The organism is Brenneria sp. g21c3 (genome assembly GCF_040240345.1).
GTDB lineage: Bacteria > Pseudomonadota > Gammaproteobacteria > Enterobacterales > Enterobacteriaceae > Brenneria.
In genome coordinates, this window is sequence record NZ_JBEIAB010000001.1 from 176,687 (window position 1) to 201,402 (window position 24,716).

A 24,716-nucleotide genomic window follows, 5' to 3' on the forward strand; every position below is an offset into this window, starting at 1 on the left:
TGTAATCCATTGGTTTAAATTTAAATTAGTTGGTAATATATTTTTTACCTCAATACCACCAGCCATTTGTTGCGATGTGCTTTTACATACTGTGTTTGCACAAACATCCGCACCCTATATTTATAGACCATAATCATGCATTTTTATTGTTACGATATTGTTGTATCCAATTAACAATAATCATTCGCGATGCGAACTGACTGAATGTATTCAAACTTCGCCATAAAAATCGCCGTTGGCAATACCTTGCAGGGAGGCGGATAAGAACGTCCGCCATAAAAAAGGCCACCTTTGAATCTCAGGTGGCCAAACATGTCGAACGTAGAAATTTATGCCTGTTCGTTGTAACCCAACTTAACGGGAAAGCACGGTTTTTAGCGCATCGCCGATATCGGCCAGACTGCGCACGGTTTTCACCCCGGCCGCCTCCAGCGCCGCAAACTTATCATCGGCGGTGCCTTTGCCGCCGGCGATAATCGCCCCCGCATGCCCCATTCGCTTACCTTTAGGCGCGGTAACGCCCGCAATGTAGCCGATCACAGGTTTAGTTACATGCTGTTTGATGTAGGCGGCGGCTTCTTCTTCCGCCGTCCCGCCGATTTCACCGATCATGACAATCGCTTCGGTCTGCGGGTCCTGCTCAAACAGTTGCAAAATATCAATGAAGCTGGAGCCGGGAATGGGATCGCCGCCGATACCCACACAGCTGGATTGCCCCAGTCCGGTATCGGTAGTCTGTTTTACCGCTTCATAGGTCAGGGTGCCGGAACGGGAAACGATCCCCACCTTTCCCGGCAGATGGATGTGACCGGGCATAATACCGATTTTACACTCGCCCGGCGTAATGACGCCCGGACAGTTAGGACCAATCATCCGTACGCCGCTTTCATCCAGCTTGACCTTGACCGTCAGCATATCCAGCGTCGGAATACCTTCGGTAATGCAAATAATTAACTCAATACCCGCGTCAATGGCTTCCAGAATCGAATCTTTACAGAATGGCGCGGGTACGTAGATGACGGAGGCCGTCGCACCGGTAGCCGCGATGGCTTGATGCACGGTATTGAAGACCGGCAATCCCAGATGCGTCGTTCCGCCTTTGCCCGGCGTGACGCCCCCCACTAACTGCGTGCCGTAAGCCAGCGCCTGCTCGGAGTGAAACGTCCCCTGACTGCCGGTAAACCCCTGGCAAATGACTTTGGTGTTTTTATCGATCAGAATGGACATTATTTCTCCCCCGTTGCAGCAACCACTTGCTGAGCCGCATCGATCAAACTGGTTGCGGCGATAATATTCAGACCGCTGCCCGCCAGTTTTTTCGCGCCCAGATCCGCATTGTTCCCTTCCAGACGAACAACCACGGGGACGTTAACGCCCACTTCCTCGACAGCGCCGATGATACCGTCCGCTATCAGATCGCAACGCACGATACCGCCGAAAATATTGACCAATACCGCCTTGACGCTGTCATCAGACAGGATGATTTTAAACGCTTCCGTTACGCGCTCTTTGGTCGCGCCGCCGCCGACGTCAAGGAAGTTGGCCGGGGCGCCGCCGTACAACTTGACGATGTCCATCGTCCCCATCGCCAAACCGGCGCCGTTCACCATGCAGCCGATGTTGCCGTCCAGCGCCACATAGTTCAGTTCCCACTGAGCGGCATGCGCTTCGCGGGCGTCTTCCTGGGTCGGATCCTGCATTTCACGCAGTTCAGGCTGACGGAACAATGCGTTGCCGTCTACCGCCAGTTTGCCGTCCAGACAGATCAAATCCCCCTCGGCGGTGATAACCAGTGGGTTAATCTCCACCAGCGACAGGTCGCGCTCCAGAAACATCTTCGCCAGCCCCATGAAGATGCCGGTGAACTGCGCGACCTGCTTGCCGCTCAAGCCCATTTTGAAAGCCAGCTCGCGGCCCTGATAAGGCTGCGGCCCCGTCAGGGGGTCCAGCGTCGCCTTGTGAATCAGTTCCGGCGTTTCCTCGGCGACTTTTTCAATTTCCACCCCGCCTTCCGTGGAAGCCATGAACACCACGCGGCGGCTGCCGCGATCGACAACGGCCCCCAGGTAGAGTTCTTTGTCTATGTCGGTGGCGGCTTCCACCAGAATCTGATGAACCGGTTGTCCAAGCGCATCCGTTTGATTCGTCACCAGACTTTTTCCCAGCCAACTTTCAGCGAACGCGCGAATATCTTCTTTGTTGCTGACAACCTTCACGCCGCCCGCTTTACCGCGGCCGCCGGCGTGAACCTGACATTTAACCACCCATGGACCCGCACCAATTTTTGATGCAGCCTCTTCCGCTTCACGCGGCGTAGTACAGGCATAGCCGACCGGCGCCGGTAACCCATATCGAGCAAACAGTTGTTTTGCCTGATATTCATGTAAATTCATGATGTTCTATCCATTCTGGTTTTTCATTTCCGAGAGCGTCGTTGACGACAACGACCTGCATAGCACATGTTTATCGTTATAAGTAATAATCGGCAGGCATTCGACGGCCTGCCGCAAGGTGATCAGATATCCAGCAGCAGACGAGTCGGATCTTCCAGCAACTCTTTTATCGTAACCAGAAAGCCGACGGACTCACGGCCATCAATCAAACGGTGGTCGTAGGACAGCGCCAGGTACATCATCGGCAGAATGACAACCTGACCCTCCACAGCCATCGGACGATCTTTTATCGCATGCATACCAAGGATTGCGCTCTGTGGCGGGTTAATAATCGGGGTAGACATCAGCGAACCGAAAACGCCGCCGTTGGTAATGGTGAAATTACCGCCGGTCAGCTCTTCAACGGTCAATTTGCCGTCGCGGCCTTTCAGCGCCAGCTCTTTGATTCGTTTCTCAATCTCGGCCATGCCTAGTGTATCAACATCCCGCAGTACAGGGGTAACTAAACCGCGCGGCGTCGACACGGCAATGCTGACATCAAAATAATTATGATAAACCACGTCCTCGCCATCTATCGAGGCATTGACTTCCGGGAAGCGTTTCAACGCTTCAACCACCGCCTTGAGATAGAAAGACATAAAGCCTAAACGCACGCCGTGGCGTTTTTCAAACACTTCGCCGTATTGTTTGCGCAAATCCATAATCGGCTTCATGTTGACTTCATTGAACGTCGTCAACATGGCGGTGCTGTTTTTCGCTTCCAGCAGCCGTTCCGCCACCCGTTTACGCAGCCGCGTCATAGGGACGCGTTTTTCACTGCGCCCGCTCAGCGCCGGCTCCGGCGCCGGCGTGGGTTTGTCTTCTTTACCGGCCTCTTTTTTACCGCTCTCTTTTGGCTGCGCGGCCAGATGCTTATCGATATCTTCGCGGGTAATGCGGCCGCCGACGCCGCTGCCTTTAATCGCGGCGGGATCCAGGTCGTGCTCGGCGATCAAGCGGCGGATCGCCGGGCTGAGCGCATCGCTGCGCTCATCTTCCAGGCCCGCGGTATAGCGCTGCGCCGGCGTAGATTCCTTACTCTGGGACCTTTCGCTGGTTTCTTTGCCGGAGCTGTCGCCGGGACGCAGGCGAGCCAGTATCTGACGCGAGGTCACCGTGGCGCCTTCGTCCTCCAGAATGCTATCCAGAATCCCCGCTTCGGAGGCAGGGACTTCCAGCACCACTTTGTCGGTTTCAATCTCGACCAGCACTTCATCGCGCTGGACGCTGTCGCCCGGTTTTTTATGCCAGGTAGCAACGGTTGCATCGGCTACCGATTCAGGCAGATCAGGGACGAGAATATCTACGCTACTCATTATCTATCCTTTTATTTAATCAACGTTCAGCGCGTCATTCACCAGAGCTTGCTGCTGTTTCTGGTGTACGGACAAATAGCCAACTGCTGGTGAAGCGGAGGCCGGACGTCCGGCGTAACGTAAAGAAGCCCCAAATGGAATGACTTCACGGAAGTGATGCTGACTGCAATACCAGGCGCCCTGATTCAGCGGTTCTTCCTGACACCACACGAAATCATGGACATGAGAGAACGGCTCCAGCGCGGCTTGCACCGCCTGATGCGGGAAGGGATAAAGTTGTTCGATACGCACCAGGGCCACATCTTGTTGTTCATTCTTACGACGCTGTTCCAGCAGGTCATAATAAACCTTACCGGAGCAGAGAACGACGCGTTTGACGGTTTTCGCATCCAAATCATCGATTTCGGCAATCGCCGGCTGGAAACAACCGTTCGCCAAATCATCCAGAGACGAGACGGCAAGCGGATGGCGCAACAGCGATTTAGGCGACATAACGATCAGCGGACGACGCATGCCGCGCAGCGCCTGCCGACGCAGCATATGATAAACCTGCGCCGGCGTCGAAGGGATGCACACCTGCATATTCTGCTCGGCGCACAATTGCAGATAGCGTTCAAGGCGAGCGGATGAGTGCTCCGGCCCCTGCCCTTCATAGCCGTGCGGCAGCAGCATGACCAATCCGCACATCCGCCCCCACTTCTGCTCTCCGGAGCTGATGAACTGGTCGATGACCACCTGAGCGCCGTTGGCGAAGTCGCCGAATTGCGCTTCCCAGATCGTCAGGGTGCGGGGCTCGGCCGTCGCATAACCATATTCAAACGCCAGAACCGCCTCTTCAGACAGCACCGAATCCCAGACCTGGAACTCCCCCTGCGCGTTATGCACATGCTCGAGCGGCGTGTAACCGGAACCGTTTTTCTGATTATGCACCACGGCATGACGGTGGAAAAACGTTCCACGGCCGGTATCTTCGCCGGACAGCCGCACCGAGACCCCGTCATCGACCAGCGTGGCATAGGCCAGCATTTCCGCGCCGCCCCAGTCGAACGGTTTGCCGCCGTTGGCCATTTCCGCGCGGTCGCGATACACCTTGGCCACCCGCGGCTGCATTTCTATCGCTTCCGGGATCTCGCTAATACGTTTCGCCAGTTCCTGCAAACGCTTCATATCAATCTTGTTGGGATAGGGTTCATCCCACTCGTGATTCAGATACGGCGACCAGGTGAAAGACTGCATGTCCATCTCGCGCCGCTCTTCCACCACGCATTCGCCGCCATCCAGCGCATCGCGGTACAGGTTGATCATTTCCGTGGCGTCTTCCAGCGTCACCACCTTTTCCTGTTCCAGACGGTCGGCATACACTTTGCGCGGCGTCGGATGCTTCTTGATTTTCCGATACATCATCGGCTGCGTGGCGCTGGGTTCATCAGCTTCGTTATGACCGTGCCGGCGATAACAAATCAGGTCGATAAATACGTCACGCTTAAAGGTGTTGCGGAAATCCAACGCCAGACGGGTCACGAAGGCCACCGCCTCCGGATCGTCCGAGTTAACGTGGAAAATCGGCGCCTGCACCATTTTACCGATATCCGTACAGTATTCCGTGGAACGGATATCCAGCAGATTGGACGTGGTAAACCCGATACGGTTATTAATGACGATACGCAGCGTACCGCCCACTTCATAACCGCGCACCTTGGACATGTTCAGCGTTTCCTGCACCACGCCCTGTCCGCTGATCGCCGCATCGCCATGAATGGTCACCGGCAAAACCAGCGTATCGACCGGATTATCCAGCCGGTCGAGGCGGGCGCGCACCGAGCCGGTGACCACCGGGCTGACAATCTCCAGATGGGAAGGGTTGAAGGCCAGCGCCAGATGCACCAGTCCGCCATCCGTTTCCAGATCGGAGGAAAAACCCTGATGGTATTTCACGTCACCAGTACCCAGGTGCTCTTTATGCTTGCCGGAGAACTCATCGAACAGATCCTGCGGCTTCTTGCCCACCACGTTAATCAGCACGTTCAGGCGGCCGCGGTGCGCCATGCCCAGCACCACTTCGCGCGTGCCGTTGTTGCCCGCATGCCGAACCAACTCTTTGAGCATCGGCACCAGAGCGTCTCCCCCTTCCAGCGAGAAACGTTTGGCGCCGGGGAATTTGGCGCCCAGATAGCGCTCCAGACCTTCCGCCGCGGTCAACTCTTTCAGGAAGCGCTTTTTCTCCTCGGCGGCAAAAGAGGGCTGCCCCATCACCGACTCGATACGGTGCTGGATCCAGCGTTTTTCTTCCGTATTGGTGATGTGCATATACTCGGCCCCGATCGACCCGCAGTAGGTCTGTTTCAGCGCCTCATACAATTCCCCCAATTGCATGGTGTCTTTACCGATGGCGAATGACCCCACGTTAAAGGTTTCCTGTAAGTCTTCCTCGGTCAGATTATGGTAATCCAGATCCAGTTCCGGCACCGGGATTTGCGGACGCAGATTCAGGGGGTCGAGATTCGCCTGCTGGTGACCACGGAAACGAAACGCATTGATAAGCTGCAAGACCTTGACCTGTTTCACATCATTATCAGGATCGGTAATCGACGAGGTATAACGAGAGGAATCCTTCGCCAGACGGCGAAAGTATTCGCGGGTTTTCGAGTGGAGTTGATCCGGTTTAATCCCAGCCGTAGGCAACTGCTGGAAGATCGAGCGCCAGCTAAGATCGATTGAGTCTGGATCGGTTAAAAAATCTTCATAGAGCTGCTCTATGTAGGACTGGTTTGCGCCCGCCAGATAGGAGGAATCCAGCCAGGCCTTCATTGCGCCGTTCTGCATTATGATCCCTTAAGCTAATAAGCTTCAGTTTTCGCCGTGGTTAACATGTCGTTCGTGCCATATAAAATCGGTTGCCGTAAACGGTTCGCTCGTTGACAAGCCGTGTCCTGTATCCGTAGTTACCCGTTAAGGAACCTTTGAAAACCGGCTCTGGCGTCAAAGCCCGCTTTTAAAGATTTCCTGCCATCCCCTTGAATCCATTTCAAGGGGACAAGATGTCACTTGCCTGACGTTCAAGCCCTGCGCCATTGCCGCCGTTCCCTGCCGGCTAGCGCGGGGATAACGGAAACGGCGCCCCGCCCGGTTACCCGTTGCGCTGTAGCAACATGGATTTAATGTGGCCGATCGCCCGCGTCGGGTTAAGCCCTTTCGGGCAAACATTGACGCAATTCATAATGCTGTGACAGCGGAATACGCTGAAAGCATCGTCCAGATTGTCGAGCCGCGGCTTGGTTTCCGTATCGCGACTATCGATCAGGAAGCGGTATGCGGCCAGCAATCCCGCTGGCCCGACGAACTTATCCGGGTTCCACCAGAACGACGGACAAGAGGTTGAACAACAGGCGCACATAATACATTCATATAACCCATCCAGCTTTTCGCGCTGCTCTGGCGACTGCAAATGCTCGCGCGCCGGTGGATTCTTCCCATTATTCAACAGGTAAGGTTTTATTTTCTCATATTGGGCATAGAATTGCCCCATGTCCACTACCAAATCGCGCACAACCGGCAATCCGGGCAGAGGTCGGATGACGATTTTACTATTTCCGCGCCGTAATGCCGATACCGGCGTGATGCAGGCCAGACCGTTTTTACCGTTCATGTTAACGCCATCCGAACCACAGACGCCCTCGCGGCATGAACGACGAAACGATAAGGTCGGATCCTGTTCTTTGAGCAGAATCAGGGCGTCCAGCAGCATCATGTCACGCCCTTCTTCCGCTTCCAACCGGTAATCCTGCATCCGCGGCGCGCTATCCACATCCGGGTTATAACGATAAATAGAAAATTCAAGTTTCATCAATCAATCCCCCCGCGATTAATAGGTACGCACTTTCGGCGGAAAGGCCGGGCGCAGTTTAGGCTGCATGTTCACCGCGCGGCGCGTCATGCTGTCGGTTTGCGGCAGATACAGCGAATGACATAACCAGTTTTCATCATCACGATCGGGGTAGTCGAAACGGCTGTGCGCCCCGCGGCTTTCCGTTCGGAAGTTGGCGGACACCGCGGTCGCATACGCGGTTTCCATCAGGTTATCCAGCTCCAGACACTCCACCCGCTGGGTATTGAATTCCGTGGAGCGGTCGTCCAGCCGGGCGTTTTTCAGCCGTTCACGAATGGTCTTCAATTCTTCCAGCCCCTTCGCCATCGCATCGCCTTCACGGAATACCGAGAAATTGTGTTGCATACAGGATTGCAGCGCCTTGCGAATCTCCACCGGATCCTCGCCCGACGTGCTGTTGTTCCAGCGGTTAAGACGTTCGAGCGAGGCTTCAATATCCGACTCGCTGGCGTCGCGGCTAGCGCCCTGCTCATCCAGCGACGCCTGCAAATGCATCCCCGCCGCTCGACCGAACACCACCAGGTCGAGCAGTGAATTTCCTCCCAGACGGTTGGCGCCATGCACCGAAACGCAGGCGATTTCGCCGACCGCGAACAGACCGGGGATCGCCACGTCTTCCCCTCTTTCGTTCACCGTCAGCGCCTGACCGCTGACTTTGGTCGGGATGCCGCCCATCATGTAGTGACAGGTGGGAATAACCGGAATCGGCTCTTTCACCGGATCGACGTGGGCAAAGGTGCGGGATAATTCCAGAATGCCCGGCAGGCGGGATTCCAGCACCTCTTTACCCAAATGGTCCAGCTTCAGCTTGGCATGCGGCCCCCACGGCCCCTCGCAACCGCGCCCTTCGCGGATTTCGATCATAATCGAACGGGCCACCACGTCGCGGCCGGCCAGATCTTTGGCGTTCGGCGCATAACGCTCCATAAAGCGTTCGCCGTGCTTATTCAGCAGATAGCCGCCCTCTCCGCGGCAACCTTCGGTCACCAGCACCCCGGCGCCGGCGATGCCGGTCGGGTGGAACTGCCACATTTCCATATCCTGCACCGGCACCCCGGCGCGTAACGCCATGCCGACGCCATCGCCGGTATTGATATGCGCATTGGTGGTGGACTGATAAATACGTCCCGCGCCGCCGGTCGCCAGTACCGTGGCCCGGGCTTTGAAATAAACGACTTCACCCGTTTCGATACAAATCGCGGTACACCCCACGACGGCGCCATCCTGATTCTTCACCAGATCGAGCGCATACCATTCGGAGAAGATGGTGGTGTGATTTTTCAGGTTCTGCTGATAAAGCGTATGCAACAGGGCATGACCGGTACGGTCCGCGGCGGCGGCGGTGCGGGCCGCCTGTTCGCCGCCGAAGTTTCTGGATTGTCCGCCGAACGGACGCTGATAAATACGGCCGTCGTCCAGCCGCGAGAACGGCAATCCCATGTGCTCCAGTTCCAGCACCGCTTCCGGTCCGGTTTTGCACATATATTCAATCGCGTCCTGATCGCCGATGTAGTCGGAACCTTTCACGGTGTCATACATATGCCATTCCCAGTTGTCTTCATGGGTGTTGCCCAGCGCGACGGTAATGCCGCCTTGCGCGGAAACGGTATGGGAACGGGTTGGAAAAACTTTGGATAACAGGGCGCAGGACAGGCCCATCTGCGATATTTGCAGTGCGGCGCGCATACCTGCGCCACCCGCGCCGACCACCACCGCATCAAACTCTCTAATTGGCAAATTCATTACGCCCCCCACACCACAATGGTTCCATAAATAACGTACACCAACAGCGTAACCACAATCGCCAATTGTAAAGTCAGGCGCAGGGGCAACGGTTTAATGTAGTCGGTCAACACTTGCCACATCCCTATCCATGCGTGTACCAGAATGGAAAATAAGGCGAGGAGGGTGAATACCTGGGTGAGCGCCATAGAAAAGAAAGCGCGCCAGACGTCATAGGTTATATTGTTAGCGGAGACGACAAAGCCAATCAGATAAATAACATACAGCACGATAACGATAGCGGAAGCGCGGAGCAGCAACCAATCGTGTACGCCATTTCGTCCTAATGCAGACGCATTGCTTACCATACGAGGACTCCAGCCAGAAGTGAAAGCACGACAGTAATGACAAAGGAGATGTTTGCGGAACGATTACCGGCAGCGAGGTCTTCTTCTATAAAGCCGAAATCCATCATCAGGTGACGTAAGCCGCCCACGATATGATAGGCCAGCGCCGTGAGAATGCCCCACACGATAAATTTAACCAGGAAGCTATCCATTATTTGCGCGGCGCGTAAGAATCCTTCCTCTGAAGACAGGGAAAGACCTAACAGCCACAGCAGGATACCGACGGCGACAAAGGTAATAACGCCGGAGACGCGGTGAAGAATAGAGGCTATCGCAGTAACAGGAAATTGGATCGTTTGCAGATCCAGATTAACAGGTCTTTGTTTTTTCACAGATTTGCCCACACAGTTTTTATTATTGTGTCTTCCTCCGGACCTGAATCAGGTCAGACAGCATGAATATCGCAAACCTGAAACTCGTTTCACGCTACGCGCTCAAACATCGACACTCCGGTATCTAAACAGCGCATGCTCCATTCATACTGGGTGCTCCTACGGCAGAGTATTCCGGAGACCTGGTCGAAGTATAGGAGCTTCACATTTCTATTACAAATCCCATACAAACTGTTTGGGAACATTTCGTTTGAATAGTGATTCGCATCACGAATTTCACAATTCATTCAAAATTAATCATTAATTTTGACAAATAATAAACATTCCAATTACAAGTATGCCGATAAATTCCCTATGCTGTAGTAAAGCTCTGCGGTTATTCTTCCCCACTGCCGCAACTTATGTAACAGTGGTGCGATAATCCATGTAAAGATTATAGATATCATGGTGACGAATTCAGCGAATGTGAGTTATCTGGAGAATGGTATTTTCATCCTGAGGCAATGGGCTATAGCCAATAAATTTCGCCCCTGCTCTGTACCCTCATTGACGATTCGTCGCGACAGAGCGTCATTGGTCCATCCTTAATCCGATGTACAGGCATGACGGTATTTCTTCGGTGAAAAGAGTTTAAAATTAAAGCGCTAGGAGACAATAAATGACTGACAAAAAAGCAACGCTTACTCTAGACGGTAAAGACCCTATTGAGCTTGACGTGCTGACCGGCACGTTGGGACAAAAGGAGATTGATATCCGCTCCCTGGGCGCGAAGGGATTATTCACATTTGACCCCGGTTTCACTTCCACCGCATCCTGCGAATCGAAAATCACCTACATCGACGGTGAAGAGGGCATTTTATTACACCGCGGGTTTCCCATCGCCCAGTTGGCCGAAAAATCCAACTATCTTGAAGTGTGCTATATCCTGCTGTTCGGCGAAGCCCCGACGCAGGAGCAATTCGACACCTTTAAAACAACGGTGACGCGCCACACCATGATCCATGAACAGATTACCCGTCTGTTCCACGGCTTCCGCCGCGACTCGCATCCGATGGCCGTACTGTGCGGCGTAACCGGCGCGCTGGCGGCGTTTTACCACGATTCGCTGGATATCAGCATCGAGCGTCATCGTGAAATCGCCGCCTACCGTTTGCTGTCCAAAATGCCGACCGTCGCCGCCATGTGTTACAAATATTCGCTCGGTCAGCCCTTTGTTTACCCCAAAAACAATCTCTCTTATGCCGGTAACTTTCTGCACATGATGTTCGCGACGCCGTGTGAGGAATACGAAGTGAATCCGGTGCTGGAACGCGCCATGGACCGTATTTTGATCCTGCACGCCGACCACGAACAAAACGCCTCCACCTCCACGGTAAGAACGGCGGGCTCATCCGGCGCCAACCCGTTTGCCTGTATTGCCGCCGGCATCGCCTCGCTGTGGGGACCGGCGCACGGCGGGGCGAACGAAGCCTGTCTGCGTATGCTGGAAGAGATCAGTTCGGTTGAACATATCCCGGCCTTCATCAAACGCGCCAAGGACAAGAACGATTCGTTCCGTCTGATGGGATTCGGCCACCGCGTGTATAAAAACTATGACCCGCGCGCCACCGTGATGCGTGAAACCTGCCACGAAGTGTTGAAGGAGCTGGGCAGAAAAGACGACCTGCTGGAAGTCGCCATGGAGTTGGAGAATATCGCCCTGAACGACCCGTACTTTATTGAGAAAAAACTGTATCCCAACGTCGATTTTTACTCAGGCATCATTTTGAAAGCGATGGGCATTCCGTCTTCCATGTTCACCGTAATCTTCGCCATGGCGCGGACGGTCGGCTGGATAGCCCACTGGAATGAAATGCACGACGATGGGATTAAAATCGCGCGTCCGCGTCAGCTTTATACCGGCTACGACAAACGTGATTTTTCATCCAATCTGAAAGATTGATCGACAGAACAAGGCCGGAGCCTCCGGCCTGCGAGACCAACCTTCCGCGTCTTCCGCCCCAGCCTCTCCTTTCGCAACGGACGTCTTCCCCCTGACAAGGATGTCTCTTAGTCACATTTTATGCAGACTCAGAGACAGTTTCGTGCGCTACATTACGCCATTTTCATGCTACCCCGCAGCACGCGCCCGACGCAGGGTGGTTCAAACGCCCCCCCTACGAACGGCTAAATTATGCCGCGTCCCCCGTTAGAGCTCCCGCATTGGTGTATAAGAGACAGTCACCGGGGATAACAGCCTCCCCCGACAAAGGGTAGGTTGGGGGATCAATGGCAAAACGGCGAACTTATCGCAGGCGCCGTTTAACATCGCTCCGGGCTATTTTCTTATTTCTGACAACCGGGACACCAGTAAAACGGTCGCGAAGCCAGCATGGTTTTCTCAATAATATGTCCGCATCGCGGACAGGCTTCCCCGGCGCGATGGAATACCTTAAAAGAGAAAACGGCGCCGTGATGGCGATTTTCATCCGCGTCGCCGCGCGTGTTGTAGGATAAACGAGGAATATCAAGCATCGCCCGGCTTAAGGTTTGCAGTTGCCCGGCGCTTAAATCCTGCGCGCTGTGTTGCGCAGCCAAGCGGGCCTGCCAGAGGATCTCGACGCGCAGATAGTTGCCCAGTCCGGCAAGAAAAGCCTGATCGAGCAATAAGCCACCGAATCGGCGGCGGCGAAAACGCGGGGAAAGCAACCGCTCGCCGACCTGTTCCGCCGTCAACGTCAAATCCAGCACATCGGGGCCGATCCGCTGCAAGAAAGGATGCGATGCGAGGGAATCCGTGGTCAGCATTTCGATATCGGACGCGCTATACAGCAAAGCGGCCCGATCGCCCGTTTCCAGCCTGACGCGCAGATCGCGCCGGGTTTCCGGCGTTTCGCCGGCATTCGCCACCCGCCATACGCCATAGAGCTGGTTATGGCTGTAAAGCACCAGACCCTCGGTAAAATAGGTCAACAGAGCTTTTCCCCGAGTCACGATTTTCTCAACCCGCTGTCCGACCAGCTTCGACTCATACTGTTTCAGTTCAGGGAACGCGAACCAGACCCGGGTCAACGTCTTTCCCGCAATCGCGGCCGCCAGTGTGTCGGCCGCGCGGCGGATCTCAGGTCCTTCCGGCATGAATGACTCCGTAATAATATAAAAATCGGTGCGGCTAGTGTAAGGAACCGCCGGCCACGGCCGCATCCTGGCGTCCCGCCAGCGACTGGCTGATGATGATTTCCAGCGCATCGCTTACCGTGCGGCTCGGCATACAGGGCTCGCCGGGATGTCCCACCGCCTGCTGCGGCGTATGCGGAACGTGTACGAATCCGCCGCGCGCCAAATCGCCCTGTTGATGAAGATGGTGCAACAAGCCGTACATCAGGTGATTGCAAACAAAGGCGCCGGCCGTCTGCGATACCGAGGCCGGAATTCCGGCGCCACGCAACGCGTTGACTATCGCTTTTACCGGCAGCGTTGAAAAATAGGCGGCCGGACCGCCTGCAATCACCGGAGTATCGATGGGTTGATTGCCCTGATTATCCTGAATGCGCGCGTCATTAAGATTAATGGCGATCCGCTCCACGGAAATGTCGGCCCGTCCGCCCGCTTCGCCAACCGCAATAACCACCTCCGGTTGCCATTGCGCCACCTCGCGATAAAGCTGTCGCAAAGCCAGATCGAATACGCAGGGAAGCTGGCAGACCACCACTCTGGCGCCGTCAATCTCACGCTGATGCAAAACCCTGGCGGCTTCCCAGGACGCGTTATGCCGTTCGCCGCCGAAAGGTTCGAACGCGGTAATCAATACGGTTTTCATCTGCCCTCGCTTAGGCGGTAACGGCCCAGTCCGTCATGCAGCGGTGACGCTGATGTGATGCTGGGAAAAACAGTTGCGCAGCTTGCGTGCGAACGTCAGCGCATGTTGACCGTCGCCATGAACACAGACGGTATCCGCCTGAACATCCACCCAGGAGCCGTCGCTGGCGCGCACGCGCTTACGCTGGATCATTTCCAGCGTTTGGGCCAACGCCAGATCGTCGCTGTTAATCAGCGCGCCTGACTGGGAACGCGGCACCAACGAGCCATCCGGCAGATAGCACCGATCGGCGAATACTTCCTGACGGGTAACCAGTCCCAATCGCTGCCCGGCCCGGATCAGCTCGCTGCCGGCCAGCCCGACCAGACGCAAGGCCGGGTTAATCATTTTCACTGCGCGGGCGATGGCGTCGGCCAAGGCGGGCTCGCGGGCGGCCTGATTATACAGCATGCCGTGCGGCTTGACGTGAACCAGCTTTCCCCCTTCCGCCGCGGCTATCGCCGCCAGCGCGCCGACCTGATACACCACCTGGGCAAACACCGTCTCCGCAGGCAACTGCATCGCTTTACGGCCGAAATTTTCACGATCGGGAAAGCCTGGATGCGCCCCGATCGCCACGCCATAGTCAATGCCCCAACGTACCGACCGCCGCATGGTTTCCGCGTCGCCGGCATGAAATCCACAGGCGATATTTGCCGAACTGACCAATTTCAACAGTGCTTCGTCATGCTCGCCGCCTTCACCCAGGTCGGCATTCAGGTCAATAATCATGTAGCCTCCACGCCAGTTGATCAAGATAACGCCGCTGCTCCTGCGCCGCATGCTGAGCCTCCGCCAGCGTACAACGAACAAAATGCACCGGTTCCCCCAGGCGTATTTGCGCCAAATGATACAGATCGGCGTCAATCACGCAGGCGATACGCGGGTAACCGCCGGTCGTTTGCGCATCGGCCAGCAACACAATCGGATGACCGTTATGCGGCACCTGCACCACGCCCGGCAACAAACCATGAGATGACATTTCCCGCTGGGTCGTGCGGTATAATTCCGGGCCTTGCAGCCGATACCCCATTCGGTTGCTTTGCGGACTCAGATGCCAGGGCGTATGCCAGAATTTCTCCTGCGCATCCCGACTGAATTCTTTGTATTCCGGCCCCGGCAAAGCCCTGACGCGGTTGCCGAAGAGCAACTGCTTCACGCCGATTTCACCGGTCGGCGACCGGGCGGCGCGCCCCAACGCAAGCTGGTCGCCATCCGCCAGCAAACGTCCGGAAAATCCGCCGAATCCCGCTTTCAGATCGGTACTGCGCGATCCCAGGGTTTCCGGTACCTCGATTCCGCCTGACAACGCCAGATAGCTGCGCATGCCGTGACGCGGCACATGCATTTTCAATGTTTGCCCGGCCTGCACGGCAAAGCGCCATCCTGTCCACAATGGTTTACCGTCCAATTCGGCATGACAGTCAGCGCCGGTCAGCGCGACCCAGCAAGGAGACGTAAAGACGGCGACGAATTTCCCCAGCGTGATCTCCAGCGCGGCGGCACGCTCCGTATTGCCCACCAGCAGATTGGCCATCTTGAGCGCGGGAATATCCAGCGCGCCCGACTGACTGATGCCCAGCCGACGAAAGCCAAAACGGCCGGTGTCCTGCACCGAGGTATGTAATCCGGCATGAATAATTTTCAGCATATGCCCGCCTTCTGAGGCAAAAACCGAACGCTATCGCCAGGACGCAGCAACGTCGGCGGCATACTCTGCGGATTGAACAAACGCAGGGAAGTGCGGCCAATCAACTGCCAGCCCCCAGGCGTCGATAAGGGGTAAATTCCGGTTTGGGCGCCGCCGATGCCAACCGAACCGGCCGCCACCTGAAGCCGGGGTTCGGCGCGACGAGGAACATGCAGCTTTTCATCCAGCCCGCCCAGATAGGCGAAACCCGGCTGAAAGCCAAGAAAATACACGATATAGCGGGCGGAGGAATGCGCTTCCACGACCTGTTTTTCGCTCATCCCGCAGTGGCTGGCGACCAATGCCAAATCCGGCCCGGCGTCGCCGCCGTAGGTCACCGGGATATCAATGTCGCGCGGCTCGAAAAGCAGCGACTCGCTCTCTTCCCACCAGCGTTGCAGACGTTCGATGGCATCCAGCGCAACCTGTTGCGGCTGCGCCAGCAGCACCGTCAGATTGTTCATGCCCGGAATCGCTTCCTGCACCGCTTCATGGTGATTCAAACGCTCAGCCAGCCCCCAGATGCGCTGTTGACTTTGCAGCGTCATTGGCGGCTCCAGTTCCAGAACCACAGTCTTCTCGCCCAGCAGATAACATCGCGCCCGTTGCAATCTTCTCTCCTGCATCCAGTTAGGTGCTTTTCTTGTTGTAATAGGAAAAGCAAAAAAGATACCAACCTGAATTTTACCTGCTTATTTTTATCATTTTGGAAGCTATATCCTTAATAAAAAAAGCGTTACCCCTCAGGCTGGGTTAGGAATATCAATAAACGTCACGTCAAATCCATGCTGCCGGGCCAGCCAATCCCCCAGAGCATGGATCCCTCCCCGCTCCGTGGCATGGTGTCCGGCGGCGTAAAAATGCAGCCCCATTTCACGGGCGATATGAATCGTCTGTTCGGAGACTTCGCCGGTAATAAAAGCATCGACGCCGAAACGGGCGGCCAGTTCGATAAAACCTTGCCCCCCGCCGGTACACCACGCAATTTTTCTTATCTGTTGCGGTGCATTATCCCCACAATGCAGCACCGAACGCCCCAAGCGGTCTTCCAGACGCTGACGCAGCGCATCGCCGCTAAGTGTCTGAGATAATTCGCCATACGGCACCAGCGGTTCGATCGTCCCCAGCACGTCGATTGCCAGCAACGCCGCCAGTTGGGCGTTGTTGCCCAACTGAGGATGGGCATCCAGCGGCAAATGGTAGCCATACAGGTTAATATCGTTAACCAGCAGCGTTTTCAGCCGATTACGCTTCATGCCGACGACAAGCGGCGATTCGTTTTTCCAAAAATAGCCGTGGTGAACCAAAACGGCGTCGGCCTGATGCTCAACGGCGGCATCCAGCAAGGCCTGCGAGGCGGTGACGCCGGTGACGATACGCCGCACTTCCCGACGCCCTTCAACCTGCAAGCCATTGGGGGCATAGTCCTGAAAGGACTCAACGTTAAGCTTCTGGTTAATCAGCTGTTCCAAATCGCTATTACGCATATTTACTCTTCTCTGTTTGATCGTCATGCACCATGGCTAAATTTTTCGCCGCGTCAAAAGCCGCCAGCGTCTGCTGTCTCGCCTGTTTGTGATCGACAATCGGCAACGGATAGTTCAGGGACTCCCCCTGTCGATCGGCCCAGCGATGGGGCTGATGAATATCTTTATCCGGCACCGCCGCCAGTTCAGGCAGCCAGCGACGAATAAAGGCGCCCTGCGGATCGAATCGCGCGCCCTGCGTGGTCGGGTTGAAGATGCGAAAATAGGGCGCGGCGTCGGTGCCGGTCGACGCCGCCCACTGCCAACCGCCGTTATTCGCCGCCAGATCGCCATCCAGCAATTGCGACATAAAATAGCGCTCCCCTTCCCGCCAGTCGATAAGTAAATCTTTTACTAAAAAACTGGCGCAAATCATACGCAGACGATTATGCATCCAACCGGTTTGATTCAACTGACGCATAGCCGCGTCAACAATCGGATAGCCGGTTTTCCCCTGTTGCCAGGCCGCCAGATCGTCCGGCGCCTGCCGCCATTGAATCTGCCGGGTCCATGCGATAAACGGTTGGTGTTTACACAAATCCGGCCAGTACACCAATAAGCGGCGGTAAAACTCACGCCAGATCAGTTCATTAAACCAGATAAACGCGCCGCTCTCCCGCTGTTCCAACAGATCGGGACATTCCGCGCGCAGCCGATTAAAACACTGACGGGGAGACAGCACGCCCAACGCCAGGTAAGGCGATAATCGGCTGGTTCCCGCCAGCGCCGGCAAATCCCGCTGGCGGGCATAATCCTGTACCTGCTCGCGGCAGAACTGCCGCAGTCGCTGCAAGGCCGCCGCTTCCCCGGCGGGGAATTCGCCCTCGTTATCCAGCCGAGGATAACTGAACGGCGTTAACGCCGCCGTGATATCAACCGCACCGTTTCTCGGCGTTGGCGCCGGCACGCTGTCGGTATTCGTTTCCAGCAGTCGTTTAACAAACGCCTGGCGAAACGGCGTAAACACCTTGTACATGTTGCCCTCGCCGGTCAGCACCCGACCGGGCGGCAACAGCAGGCTGTCATCGAATCCCCGGCACTCGACGCGATCGCTCAACAGCGCTTCCGCCTCTTGGTCGCGCCGACGTTCGTTGATTTCATACTGGCGGTTATAGAACAGGCGCGTGACGTTCTGCCGCCGGCAAAAGTCAGCCAGCCAGTTCACCGCCGCAGAAAAATCCGCGCACTCATGGTAATAAAGCGCAATTCCTTTTTCGGCCAGCGTATGCTGTAGCGCGTGAAGATTTTCCAGCAGAAAAGCGGCCTGCCGCGGCGCCATGTCGTGCCGCCGCCACTGTTGCGGCGTGGCGATAAATAAGGCGATAACCCGCGCCTGCGGATCCTGACAAGCCGCATGCAATGCCAGGTTATCAATGGTGCGTAAATCATTACGCAACCAGACCAGATTGGTACTCATCAAACATCCTCAGGCCGCGCGTTAGCGACCATACCGCAATCTTAACGCTTCCGGATAAGGCGCAAAATAACGCTGCCCGGCAAGGTAATCGTCCGGATATTCCGTCAGATAATGATTCAGCAAGGTGATTGGCGCCAACAGAGGCTGCAACCCCTGCCGATAGCGATCGATCAGCCCGGCAAGCTCCTGACGCTGCTGGGCGTTGAGCTGCCGACGGAAATACCCCTGCGCATGCATCAGCACATTGGTGTGATTACGCCGCGTCGCCGGATGAGACAGGAGTTTCATCAGCCGCAGTCGATATTCGCGCGCGAAGTCTTCCAGCGAGTCCCAATTATCGATACCCGCCATAAAACGCCCCAGTTCGCGGTATTCAGACTGAGAATGGGCCAGCAGCAGCAGTTTGTAGCGGCTATGAAACGCCATCAGCGCCCCGCGACTCAGTCCCTGCCGCCACAGCTGATGCAATTCATGCAGGGCATAAACCCGCTCAATAAAATTTTCCCGCAAACCGGGATCGTGCAGGCGGCCATCTTCTTCGACCGGCAACCAGGGCAACTGACGCAGCAATTCCTGCGTAAACAATCCCGTGCCGCTTTTGCGCGCATTCTTTTGCGCGGCGTCATACACTCTGACCCGCTCCATACCGCAACTAGGCGATTTGGCGCAGACAATGTAGCCGCACAAATGCCCTAGCCGGCCGACCCGTTCCGTGGAAAATTGCCGCATGCGCTCGGTCACATCGAGTGGCGACCCATTGCTGGCGCGCAGCACAATGTTTCCCTCGTCGTTTTTTATCAGCCGTAGCGCCGGACGCGGCACCGGCAGGCCGACGGCCATTTCCGGGCAAACGGGTTCAAAATGGAAATACGGCGATAATTGCTCTACGGCAAACGCCAGGCGCTTATGCCCGCCGTCAAAGCGTACAGGGTTCCCAAGCAGGCAAGCGCTGATGCCTACCGGGATCCGATCGAATGTCATGATTTACCCCTTATAAAAACCATTCGCTATAACCAGCATAGCGGAACTTGCTTCCATTCAGGGTAAGCCATGGAAAAATAAGGTAAGTAATCATGAGATTAGTCGCGGCTGGTGATAAAAACGGCGCAAAGGGAAGCGGGCATAAAAAAACCCCTGTCAGGGTAGCCAACCGCTCACTGATGGGTGTTTTATGCCGAGCGTCTGGTCATCTGTCGCTGCACGGCGTAGCATTTCCGCCATATATCTCACAGCATCCGTGTTGGCTTTATTATTCGATTATCCGAGCCAACCCTGAGGCCTCATCAGCGACATTTCGTCCCTCATCGTCGGCCGGTCAAATTCGCGCCTGACGAATTTGTCGCCCGGTCGCCGCCTCAATGCAATGCGAAACCAATTAGGTATTACTTGTTCAACGTGTCTGTTTATTCTGGGATCTTACATTATGAGTAGCTGGTTAATTTACGCTTTGCTTTCCGCGCTGTGCGCCGCGCTGGTCGCCCTGTTTGGCAAAATCGGTCTGCAAAATCTGGACGCCAATACCGCAACGGCGATCCGGGCCGTGGTAATGGCGCTTTTTTTGGTCGGCGTCGTCGTCGCTCAAGGCAAAATGACATTGGTCGGCGATATCATCGCCAACAAAAAGGCCTTACTGTTTATTCTTCTCAGCGGCGTGGCCGGCGCCATGTCATGGCTATTTTATTTTGTCGCGTTGAAAAACGGCAATGTCGCCCAGGTGGCGCCGATCGATAAGCTCAGCGTGGTGTTCGCGGTGGTATTGGCCGTGCTGCTGCTGGGGGAAAAAATTTCGCTGCTGGCCGGCGCCGGCGTGGCGCTGATTTCGCTAGGCGCGCTGATGGTGGCATTGGGATAAAGGACGCAGCATCGCAGAGCCCGTCGATAAGGTTCGGTTTTGCCATTAATTACCCCTTCCCGGCCTCCCCCCTTGGCTTGTCTCTTATACACAAATACGGGAGTGCTGACGGGGTTGGTTGTTACGCGGCGTAAAAAATTATGCAGCGGTGGACTTGGCCGCCGAGTGAGCCGCATGGATGCGGCGAAAGCCAGTGCCGCGTCGGGAACGCGTCACTGGCGGCTCGAATAGCGGTCAAGAACACCGATGGCACCGCGCAGCGGCATAATTTAGCCGCAAGCCCAGGTTCATAGGGGGCTGGCGCTTGAGCCCCCTATGTCGGGCGCGTGCTACGACGTAGCATGGAAATGGCGGCATTGTGGCGCACGAAACTGCCTCTGAGTCCGCATAAAAATGTGACTAAGAGACAGCCCCTTGGCAGGGGGTGGAGCCAAACTCCCTGCCAAGGGGAGGGTTGGGGTGGGGTTAAAACAAAGGGGTGCCGGCAAACCCTGGCGCTTACTTGGCGTTAGCCAGCACCGCGCCGACAATCTCCACCGCTTCTTTCTCAATACGCTCCCGATGCTCGGCGCCCAGGAAACTCTCGCAGTAGATTTTATAGGCTTCTTCCGTACCGGAAGGACGAGCGGCGAACCAGCCGTTATCGGTCATCACTTTCAGCCCGCCGATTGCCGCGCCGTTGCCTGGCGCCGCCGTCAGACGCGCGGTGATCGGATCGCCGGCCAGCGTACTGGCGGACACCTGCTCAGGCGACAGCCTGGCTAACGCCGCTTTTTGCGCATGGGTCGCCGACGCCTGGATACGGTTATAGCTGGGCGCGCCGAAACGTTTAGCCAGATCATCGTAATGCTGCTGTGGATTCTTACCCGTTACCGCCGTAATCTCCGCCGCCAGCAGACACATAATGATGCCGTCTTTATCCGTCGACCACGGCGTACCGTCAAAGCGCAGGAATGACGCCCCGGCGCTTTCCTCGCCGCCAAAGCCGAAACTGCCGTCAAACAGTCCGTCGACAAACCACTTGAAACCGACCGGCACTTCCACCAGCTTACGCCCCAGATCCGCCACCACGCGATCGATCATCGCGCTGGAAACCAGCGTTTTGCCCACCGCCACGGATTCGCCCCACTGGGGACGATGCTGGAACAGGTAGTTGATCGCCACGGCCAGATAATGGTTTGGATTCATCAGGCCCGCTGGCGTGACGATGCCATGACGGTCGTAGTCGGGATCGTTGGCGAACGCCAGATCGAATTTATCGCGCAGCGCCAACAGCCCGGCCATGGCGGACACGGACGAGCAGTCCATGCGGATCACCCCGTCGTGATCCAGCGTCATAAAGCGGAAAGTCTGATCGATAGAGTCGTTCACCAGCGTCAGATTGAGCTTGTAATGCTCGGCGATACGCTGCCAGTAGGCGATACCGGAACCGCCCAGCGGGTCGACGCCCAGCGTCAGGCCCGCGCGCTGAATCGCTGCCATATCCACCACGTCGGACAGTCCTTCAACGTAAGGCTGCACCAAATCCTGCTGGTGGATATAACCGCTCTTCCAGGCCTGATCCAGCGTAATGCGCTTAACGCCGCGCAGCTCATCGGCCAGCAGCGCGTTCGCGCGCTGTTCAATCACGCTGGTCACGTTGGTATCGGCAGGGCCGCCATTCGGCGGGTTGTACTTGATGCCGCCGTCCTCCGGCGGGTTGTGGGACGGCGTAATCACGATGCCGTCGGCCAGTGCGCCGCCGTCGCGGTTATGTACCAGAATGGCGTTGGACACCGCCGGCGTCGGCGTAAAGCCGTTGTCCTGCTGGACGATGATATCCACGCCGTTGGCCGCCAGCACTTCCAGAACCGAAATAAAAGCCGGCTCGGACAGCGCATGCGTATCTTTGCCGACATAGCATGGGCCGGTTATGCCCTGCTTGCCGCGCTCTTCCGCGATAGCTTGCGCAATGGCAAGAATATGCGCTTCGTTGAAACTATGACGTCCCGCGCTGCCGCGATGACCTGAGGTGCCAAACTTCACCGCATGCGCCGCATTGCCGACTTCCGGGCGCAAAACATAATATTGTGACGTCAACTGAGCCACATTGATTAAATCGCTTTGCCGGGTAGGCTGTCCGGCTCTTGGATGATTAGCCATTGGCGTTTCTCTCTGACGCTGTCATTGAATTAGATGGTGCCGCAAACTTTCTCTGTCAGCTCTGCCGGAAACTGCATCGCCAGCATGATGTGTTCAATCATGCTTCGTTTACGACCGGTGTTGGTATTGGTTATCACCCAGTATGGCGTACCCGGAATATGTTTGGGCTTGGTATGCGTGCCATTCTGAAGCAACGTTTGCTGATCGCCCGCGAAATAAACCCGCGTACGACCGTGAAGTGATTCCGTCGCCTGCGCAAATTCCTGTGGCGACAGCAGGTACAGCGAAGACAATACCAGCATGAAGCGATTGATTGCCTTGTGCTGCTCGGCGTATTCATCCGATAACAGCAGCTCTCGCATCGCCCGCACCCGATCGCGCGGACGCGGGGATGGAGCGGGCTGCGTATTGGCTGCGGCATCCACCGACGGCGTCTCGACGGACTGACCGGCGGTAAATTTCAGCATACGCCGTAAAATATCCGATGCGCTTTCACCAATGTGCTGCGTGTGGCTGGCGATATAACGATAAAGCTCTTCGTCGACCTCAATAGTTTTCATCTTTATCCAGTGCTGTTTAATACCCAATCGGTTTCAAGATGCAGGACAAACGTTGTCGTTTTTGTTTGAACGCCGCATGCCGCCGCCCTCATGGCGCGAGACCCAAGGTGGAGCCGAGTCATTCAGGAAGCCAGCGCGCCTGCAACTTAAAAATATGAAGGGTATATTACTCAAATCCATCGTCAAGAAGTATACAAGCGAATAACGGCATTCGAACAGCGACAGAATGCAGACAACGCCAAAACTCGGATTATGCCTTGCTATTTCTGTTCTTGCCGACGCGGTTATGCCTGTCTCTTCCGCGGTAACCTAATGTTGTCGACTCATGATACCCTAAGCGTCTGTATCTCTGAATGAACTTCACCATGAAATTGAATTATCGCAGACATTATGCGCATCAGCCCACAGACAAGTTGCCCGTGATCCTTATTCATGGCTTGTTTGGCAATCTGGATAATCTTGGTGTATTGGGCCGGGACTTGCAAAGTCAGCGCGATGTTGTACAGCTTGATCTGCGCAATCACGGCCTGTCGCCGCGTTCGCCGCAGATGACCTACCCGGCCATGGCCCAGGATGTTGTGGAATTACTGGATGCGTTGAGCATTGAGCGGGCGGTTGTCATCGGCCACTCGATGGGCGGCAAGGTGGCGATGTCGCTCAGCGCGCTGATTCCGCAGCGGCTGGCGAAACTGGTGGCGATTGATATTGCGCCGGTCGATTATCGCACCCGCGGACATGACGACGTGTTCCGCGCATTACGCGCCGTCACCGATGCCGGCATCACCGCCCGTTCGCAAGCCGCAGCCCTGATGCGGCAATACCTGACGGAGGAAGACGTTATTCAGTTTTTGCTGAAGTCATTCCAACAGGGAGAATGGCGGTTCAATGTTCCCGCGTTGTGGGATCAGTATGAAAACATCGTCGGCTGGCAGGAACTTTCCCCCTGGCTGGGGCCGGTTTTATTTATTCGCGGTGAGAACTCGCCTTATCTGGATGACAAATACCGCGACGCCATACTGCGTCAGTTCCCGATGGCCCGCGCTTATGTGGTGAGCGGCGCAGGACACTGGGTTCATGCGCAAAAGCCCGAGGCGGTCTTGCGCGCAATTCATCGTTTTCTCGACGCGGGTTGATCGGGAAGCCCCGATTAACCGTTGTCGCCGCCAGTGCGGCTGGGGTATGATGGCGCCCGCAGTAGAGGGACGGCTGATTCAGCCACAGGCATTGTAACCACATCATCAAAATGTACGCGTCGTACTTTATGTTGGCGGCGTGCGTATTTTGGTCCGAAGACCTTGCAGTATCATTACCTATGGCAAAAGAACAAACGGATCGTACCACGCTGGATCTGTTCGCAGACGAGCGTCGTCCGGGCCGCCCGAAAACCAATCCGCTTTCACGTGATGAACAGTTAAGAATTAATAAGCGTAATCAGCTACGGCGCGACAAAGTTCGCGGATTACGCCGGGTAGAATTAAAAATTAACAGCGAGGCCGTCGAAATACTAAACGACCTGGCCGCACAGCGGAATATCAGCCGTAGCGAGCTCATTGAAGAAATGTTGCTGGCGCAGTTGTCCGGCAAGAAAAGCTGAAA

At 55.8% G+C, this 24,716-nt stretch carries 22 protein-coding genes; 4 read left to right on the forward strand and 18 right to left on the reverse strand.

From position 1 onward, the window contains the following. Positions 1-354: 354 nt before the first annotated feature. The 8 genes from sucD to sdhC all read right to left on the reverse strand — a co-directional run bounded on the left by sucD (position 355) and on the right by sdhC (position 10,107). A complete protein-coding gene (gene sucD, locus ABRZ28_RS00830) occupies positions 355-1,227 on the reverse strand; it encodes a succinate--CoA ligase subunit alpha (protein ID WP_330519275.1) in 873 nt (290 codons plus the stop codon). Further along, positions 1,227-2,393, reverse strand: coding sequence for an ADP-forming succinate--CoA ligase subunit beta (gene sucC / locus ABRZ28_RS00835; protein WP_319603725.1), 1,167 nt, complete (start codon positions 2,391-2,393; stop codon positions 1,227-1,229). The genes sucD and sucC overlap by 1 nt, the downstream gene beginning before the upstream one ends. A 122-nt stretch (positions 2,394-2,515) precedes the next feature. Then, complete coding sequence (gene odhB / locus ABRZ28_RS00840; protein ID WP_330519276.1) at positions 2,516-3,748, reverse strand: 2-oxoglutarate dehydrogenase complex dihydrolipoyllysine-residue succinyltransferase; 1,233 nt, start codon at positions 3,746-3,748, stop codon at positions 2,516-2,518. A gap of 15 nt (positions 3,749-3,763) precedes the next feature. Beyond that, positions 3,764-6,571 (reverse strand): 2-oxoglutarate dehydrogenase E1 component, encoded by a 2,808-nt coding sequence (gene sucA, locus ABRZ28_RS00845; RefSeq protein WP_330519277.1) that lies wholly within the window; start codon positions 6,569-6,571, stop codon positions 3,764-3,766. A 304-nt stretch (positions 6,572-6,875) separates the two neighbouring features. Beyond that, positions 6,876-7,592, reverse strand: coding sequence for a succinate dehydrogenase iron-sulfur subunit (locus tag ABRZ28_RS00850; protein WP_330519278.1), 717 nt, complete (start codon positions 7,590-7,592; stop codon positions 6,876-6,878). Positions 7,593-7,610: 18 nt separating this feature from the next. Further along, positions 7,611-9,377, reverse strand: coding sequence for a succinate dehydrogenase flavoprotein subunit (gene sdhA, locus ABRZ28_RS00855; RefSeq protein WP_330519279.1), 1,767 nt, complete (start codon positions 9,375-9,377; stop codon positions 7,611-7,613). After that, a complete protein-coding gene (sdhD, locus tag ABRZ28_RS00860; protein WP_330519280.1) occupies positions 9,377-9,724 on the reverse strand; it encodes a succinate dehydrogenase membrane anchor subunit in 348 nt (115 codons plus the stop codon). Before sdhD ends, sdhA begins: the two co-directional genes overlap by 1 nt. Beyond that, on the reverse strand, positions 9,718-10,107 hold the full coding sequence (gene sdhC / locus ABRZ28_RS00865) for a succinate dehydrogenase cytochrome b556 subunit (RefSeq protein WP_319603719.1): 390 nt from the start codon (positions 10,105-10,107) through the stop codon (positions 9,718-9,720). Before sdhC ends, sdhD begins: the two co-directional genes overlap by 7 nt. Before the next feature lie 646 nt (positions 10,108-10,753). Here sdhC and ABRZ28_RS00870 point away from each other — a divergent pair. Next, complete coding sequence (locus ABRZ28_RS00870; protein WP_319603718.1) at positions 10,754-12,037, forward strand: citrate synthase; 1,284 nt, start codon at positions 10,754-10,756, stop codon at positions 12,035-12,037. Between the two features lie 383 nt (positions 12,038-12,420). On the opposite strand, the gene nei is transcribed toward ABRZ28_RS00870, so the two are convergent. From nei to ABRZ28_RS00910, 8 genes are all read right to left on the reverse strand, one after another. Then, entirely contained in the window at positions 12,421-13,212 is a 792-nt protein-coding gene (nei, locus tag ABRZ28_RS00875; RefSeq protein ID WP_330519281.1) for an endonuclease VIII, read from the reverse strand. 34 nt (positions 13,213-13,246) lie between these two features. Then, positions 13,247-13,894, reverse strand: coding sequence for a pyroglutamyl-peptidase I (pcp, locus tag ABRZ28_RS00880; RefSeq protein WP_330519282.1), 648 nt, complete (start codon positions 13,892-13,894; stop codon positions 13,247-13,249). A 33-nt stretch (positions 13,895-13,927) separates the two neighbouring features. After that, positions 13,928-14,665, reverse strand: a complete 738-nt coding sequence (pxpA, locus tag ABRZ28_RS00885; RefSeq protein WP_319603715.1) for a 5-oxoprolinase subunit PxpA — start codon at positions 14,663-14,665, stop codon at positions 13,928-13,930. Then, positions 14,655-15,584, reverse strand: a complete 930-nt coding sequence (gene pxpC, locus ABRZ28_RS00890) for a 5-oxoprolinase subunit PxpC (RefSeq protein ID WP_319603714.1) — start codon at positions 15,582-15,584, stop codon at positions 14,655-14,657. Before pxpC ends, pxpA begins: the two co-directional genes overlap by 11 nt. After that, the gene (pxpB, locus tag ABRZ28_RS00895) at positions 15,578-16,234 is read right to left on the reverse strand and encodes a 5-oxoprolinase subunit PxpB (protein WP_319603713.1); all 657 of its coding nucleotides are present in this window, start codon (positions 16,232-16,234) and stop codon (positions 15,578-15,580) included. Before pxpB ends, pxpC begins: the two co-directional genes overlap by 7 nt. A gap of 132 nt (positions 16,235-16,366) precedes the next feature. Beyond that, the gene (locus ABRZ28_RS00900) at positions 16,367-17,110 is read right to left on the reverse strand and encodes a type 2 GTP cyclohydrolase I (RefSeq protein ID WP_319603712.1); all 744 of its coding nucleotides are present in this window, start codon (positions 17,108-17,110) and stop codon (positions 16,367-16,369) included. Next, positions 17,103-18,566, reverse strand: a complete 1,464-nt coding sequence (gene phrB, locus ABRZ28_RS00905; RefSeq protein ID WP_319603711.1) for a deoxyribodipyrimidine photo-lyase — start codon at positions 18,564-18,566, stop codon at positions 17,103-17,105. The genes ABRZ28_RS00900 and phrB overlap by 8 nt, the downstream gene beginning before the upstream one ends. Positions 18,567-18,587: 21 nt before the next feature. Next, positions 18,588-19,547 (reverse strand): YbgA family protein, encoded by a 960-nt coding sequence (locus tag ABRZ28_RS00910; protein ID WP_319603710.1) that lies wholly within the window; start codon positions 19,545-19,547, stop codon positions 18,588-18,590. A 442-nt stretch (positions 19,548-19,989) separates the two neighbouring features. Here ABRZ28_RS00910 and ABRZ28_RS00915 point away from each other — a divergent pair, with 442 nt between their 5' ends. Beyond that, positions 19,990-20,418, forward strand: a complete 429-nt coding sequence (locus ABRZ28_RS00915) for an EamA family transporter (protein WP_330519283.1) — start codon at positions 19,990-19,992, stop codon at positions 20,416-20,418. Positions 20,419-20,916: 498 nt separating this feature from the next. On the opposite strand, the gene pgm is transcribed toward ABRZ28_RS00915, so the two are convergent. Both pgm and seqA read right to left on the reverse strand, forming a co-directional pair. Continuing rightward, entirely contained in the window at positions 20,917-22,560 is a 1,644-nt protein-coding gene (gene pgm / locus ABRZ28_RS00920; RefSeq protein ID WP_330519284.1) for a phosphoglucomutase (alpha-D-glucose-1,6-bisphosphate-dependent), read from the reverse strand. 29 nt (positions 22,561-22,589) lie between these two features. After that, positions 22,590-23,120 (reverse strand): replication initiation negative regulator SeqA, encoded by a 531-nt coding sequence (gene seqA, locus ABRZ28_RS00925; protein WP_319603390.1) that lies wholly within the window; start codon positions 23,118-23,120, stop codon positions 22,590-22,592. Positions 23,121-23,485: 365 nt separating this feature from the next. Here seqA and ybfF point away from each other — a divergent pair, with 365 nt between their 5' ends. Beyond that, positions 23,486-24,253, forward strand: a complete 768-nt coding sequence (gene ybfF / locus ABRZ28_RS00930) for an esterase (RefSeq protein ID WP_330519285.1) — start codon at positions 23,486-23,488, stop codon at positions 24,251-24,253. A gap of 179 nt (positions 24,254-24,432) precedes the next feature. Next, entirely contained in the window at positions 24,433-24,714 is a 282-nt protein-coding gene (gene ybfE / locus ABRZ28_RS00935; RefSeq protein WP_319603392.1) for a LexA regulated protein, read from the forward strand. Positions 24,715-24,716 lie beyond the last annotated feature (2 nt).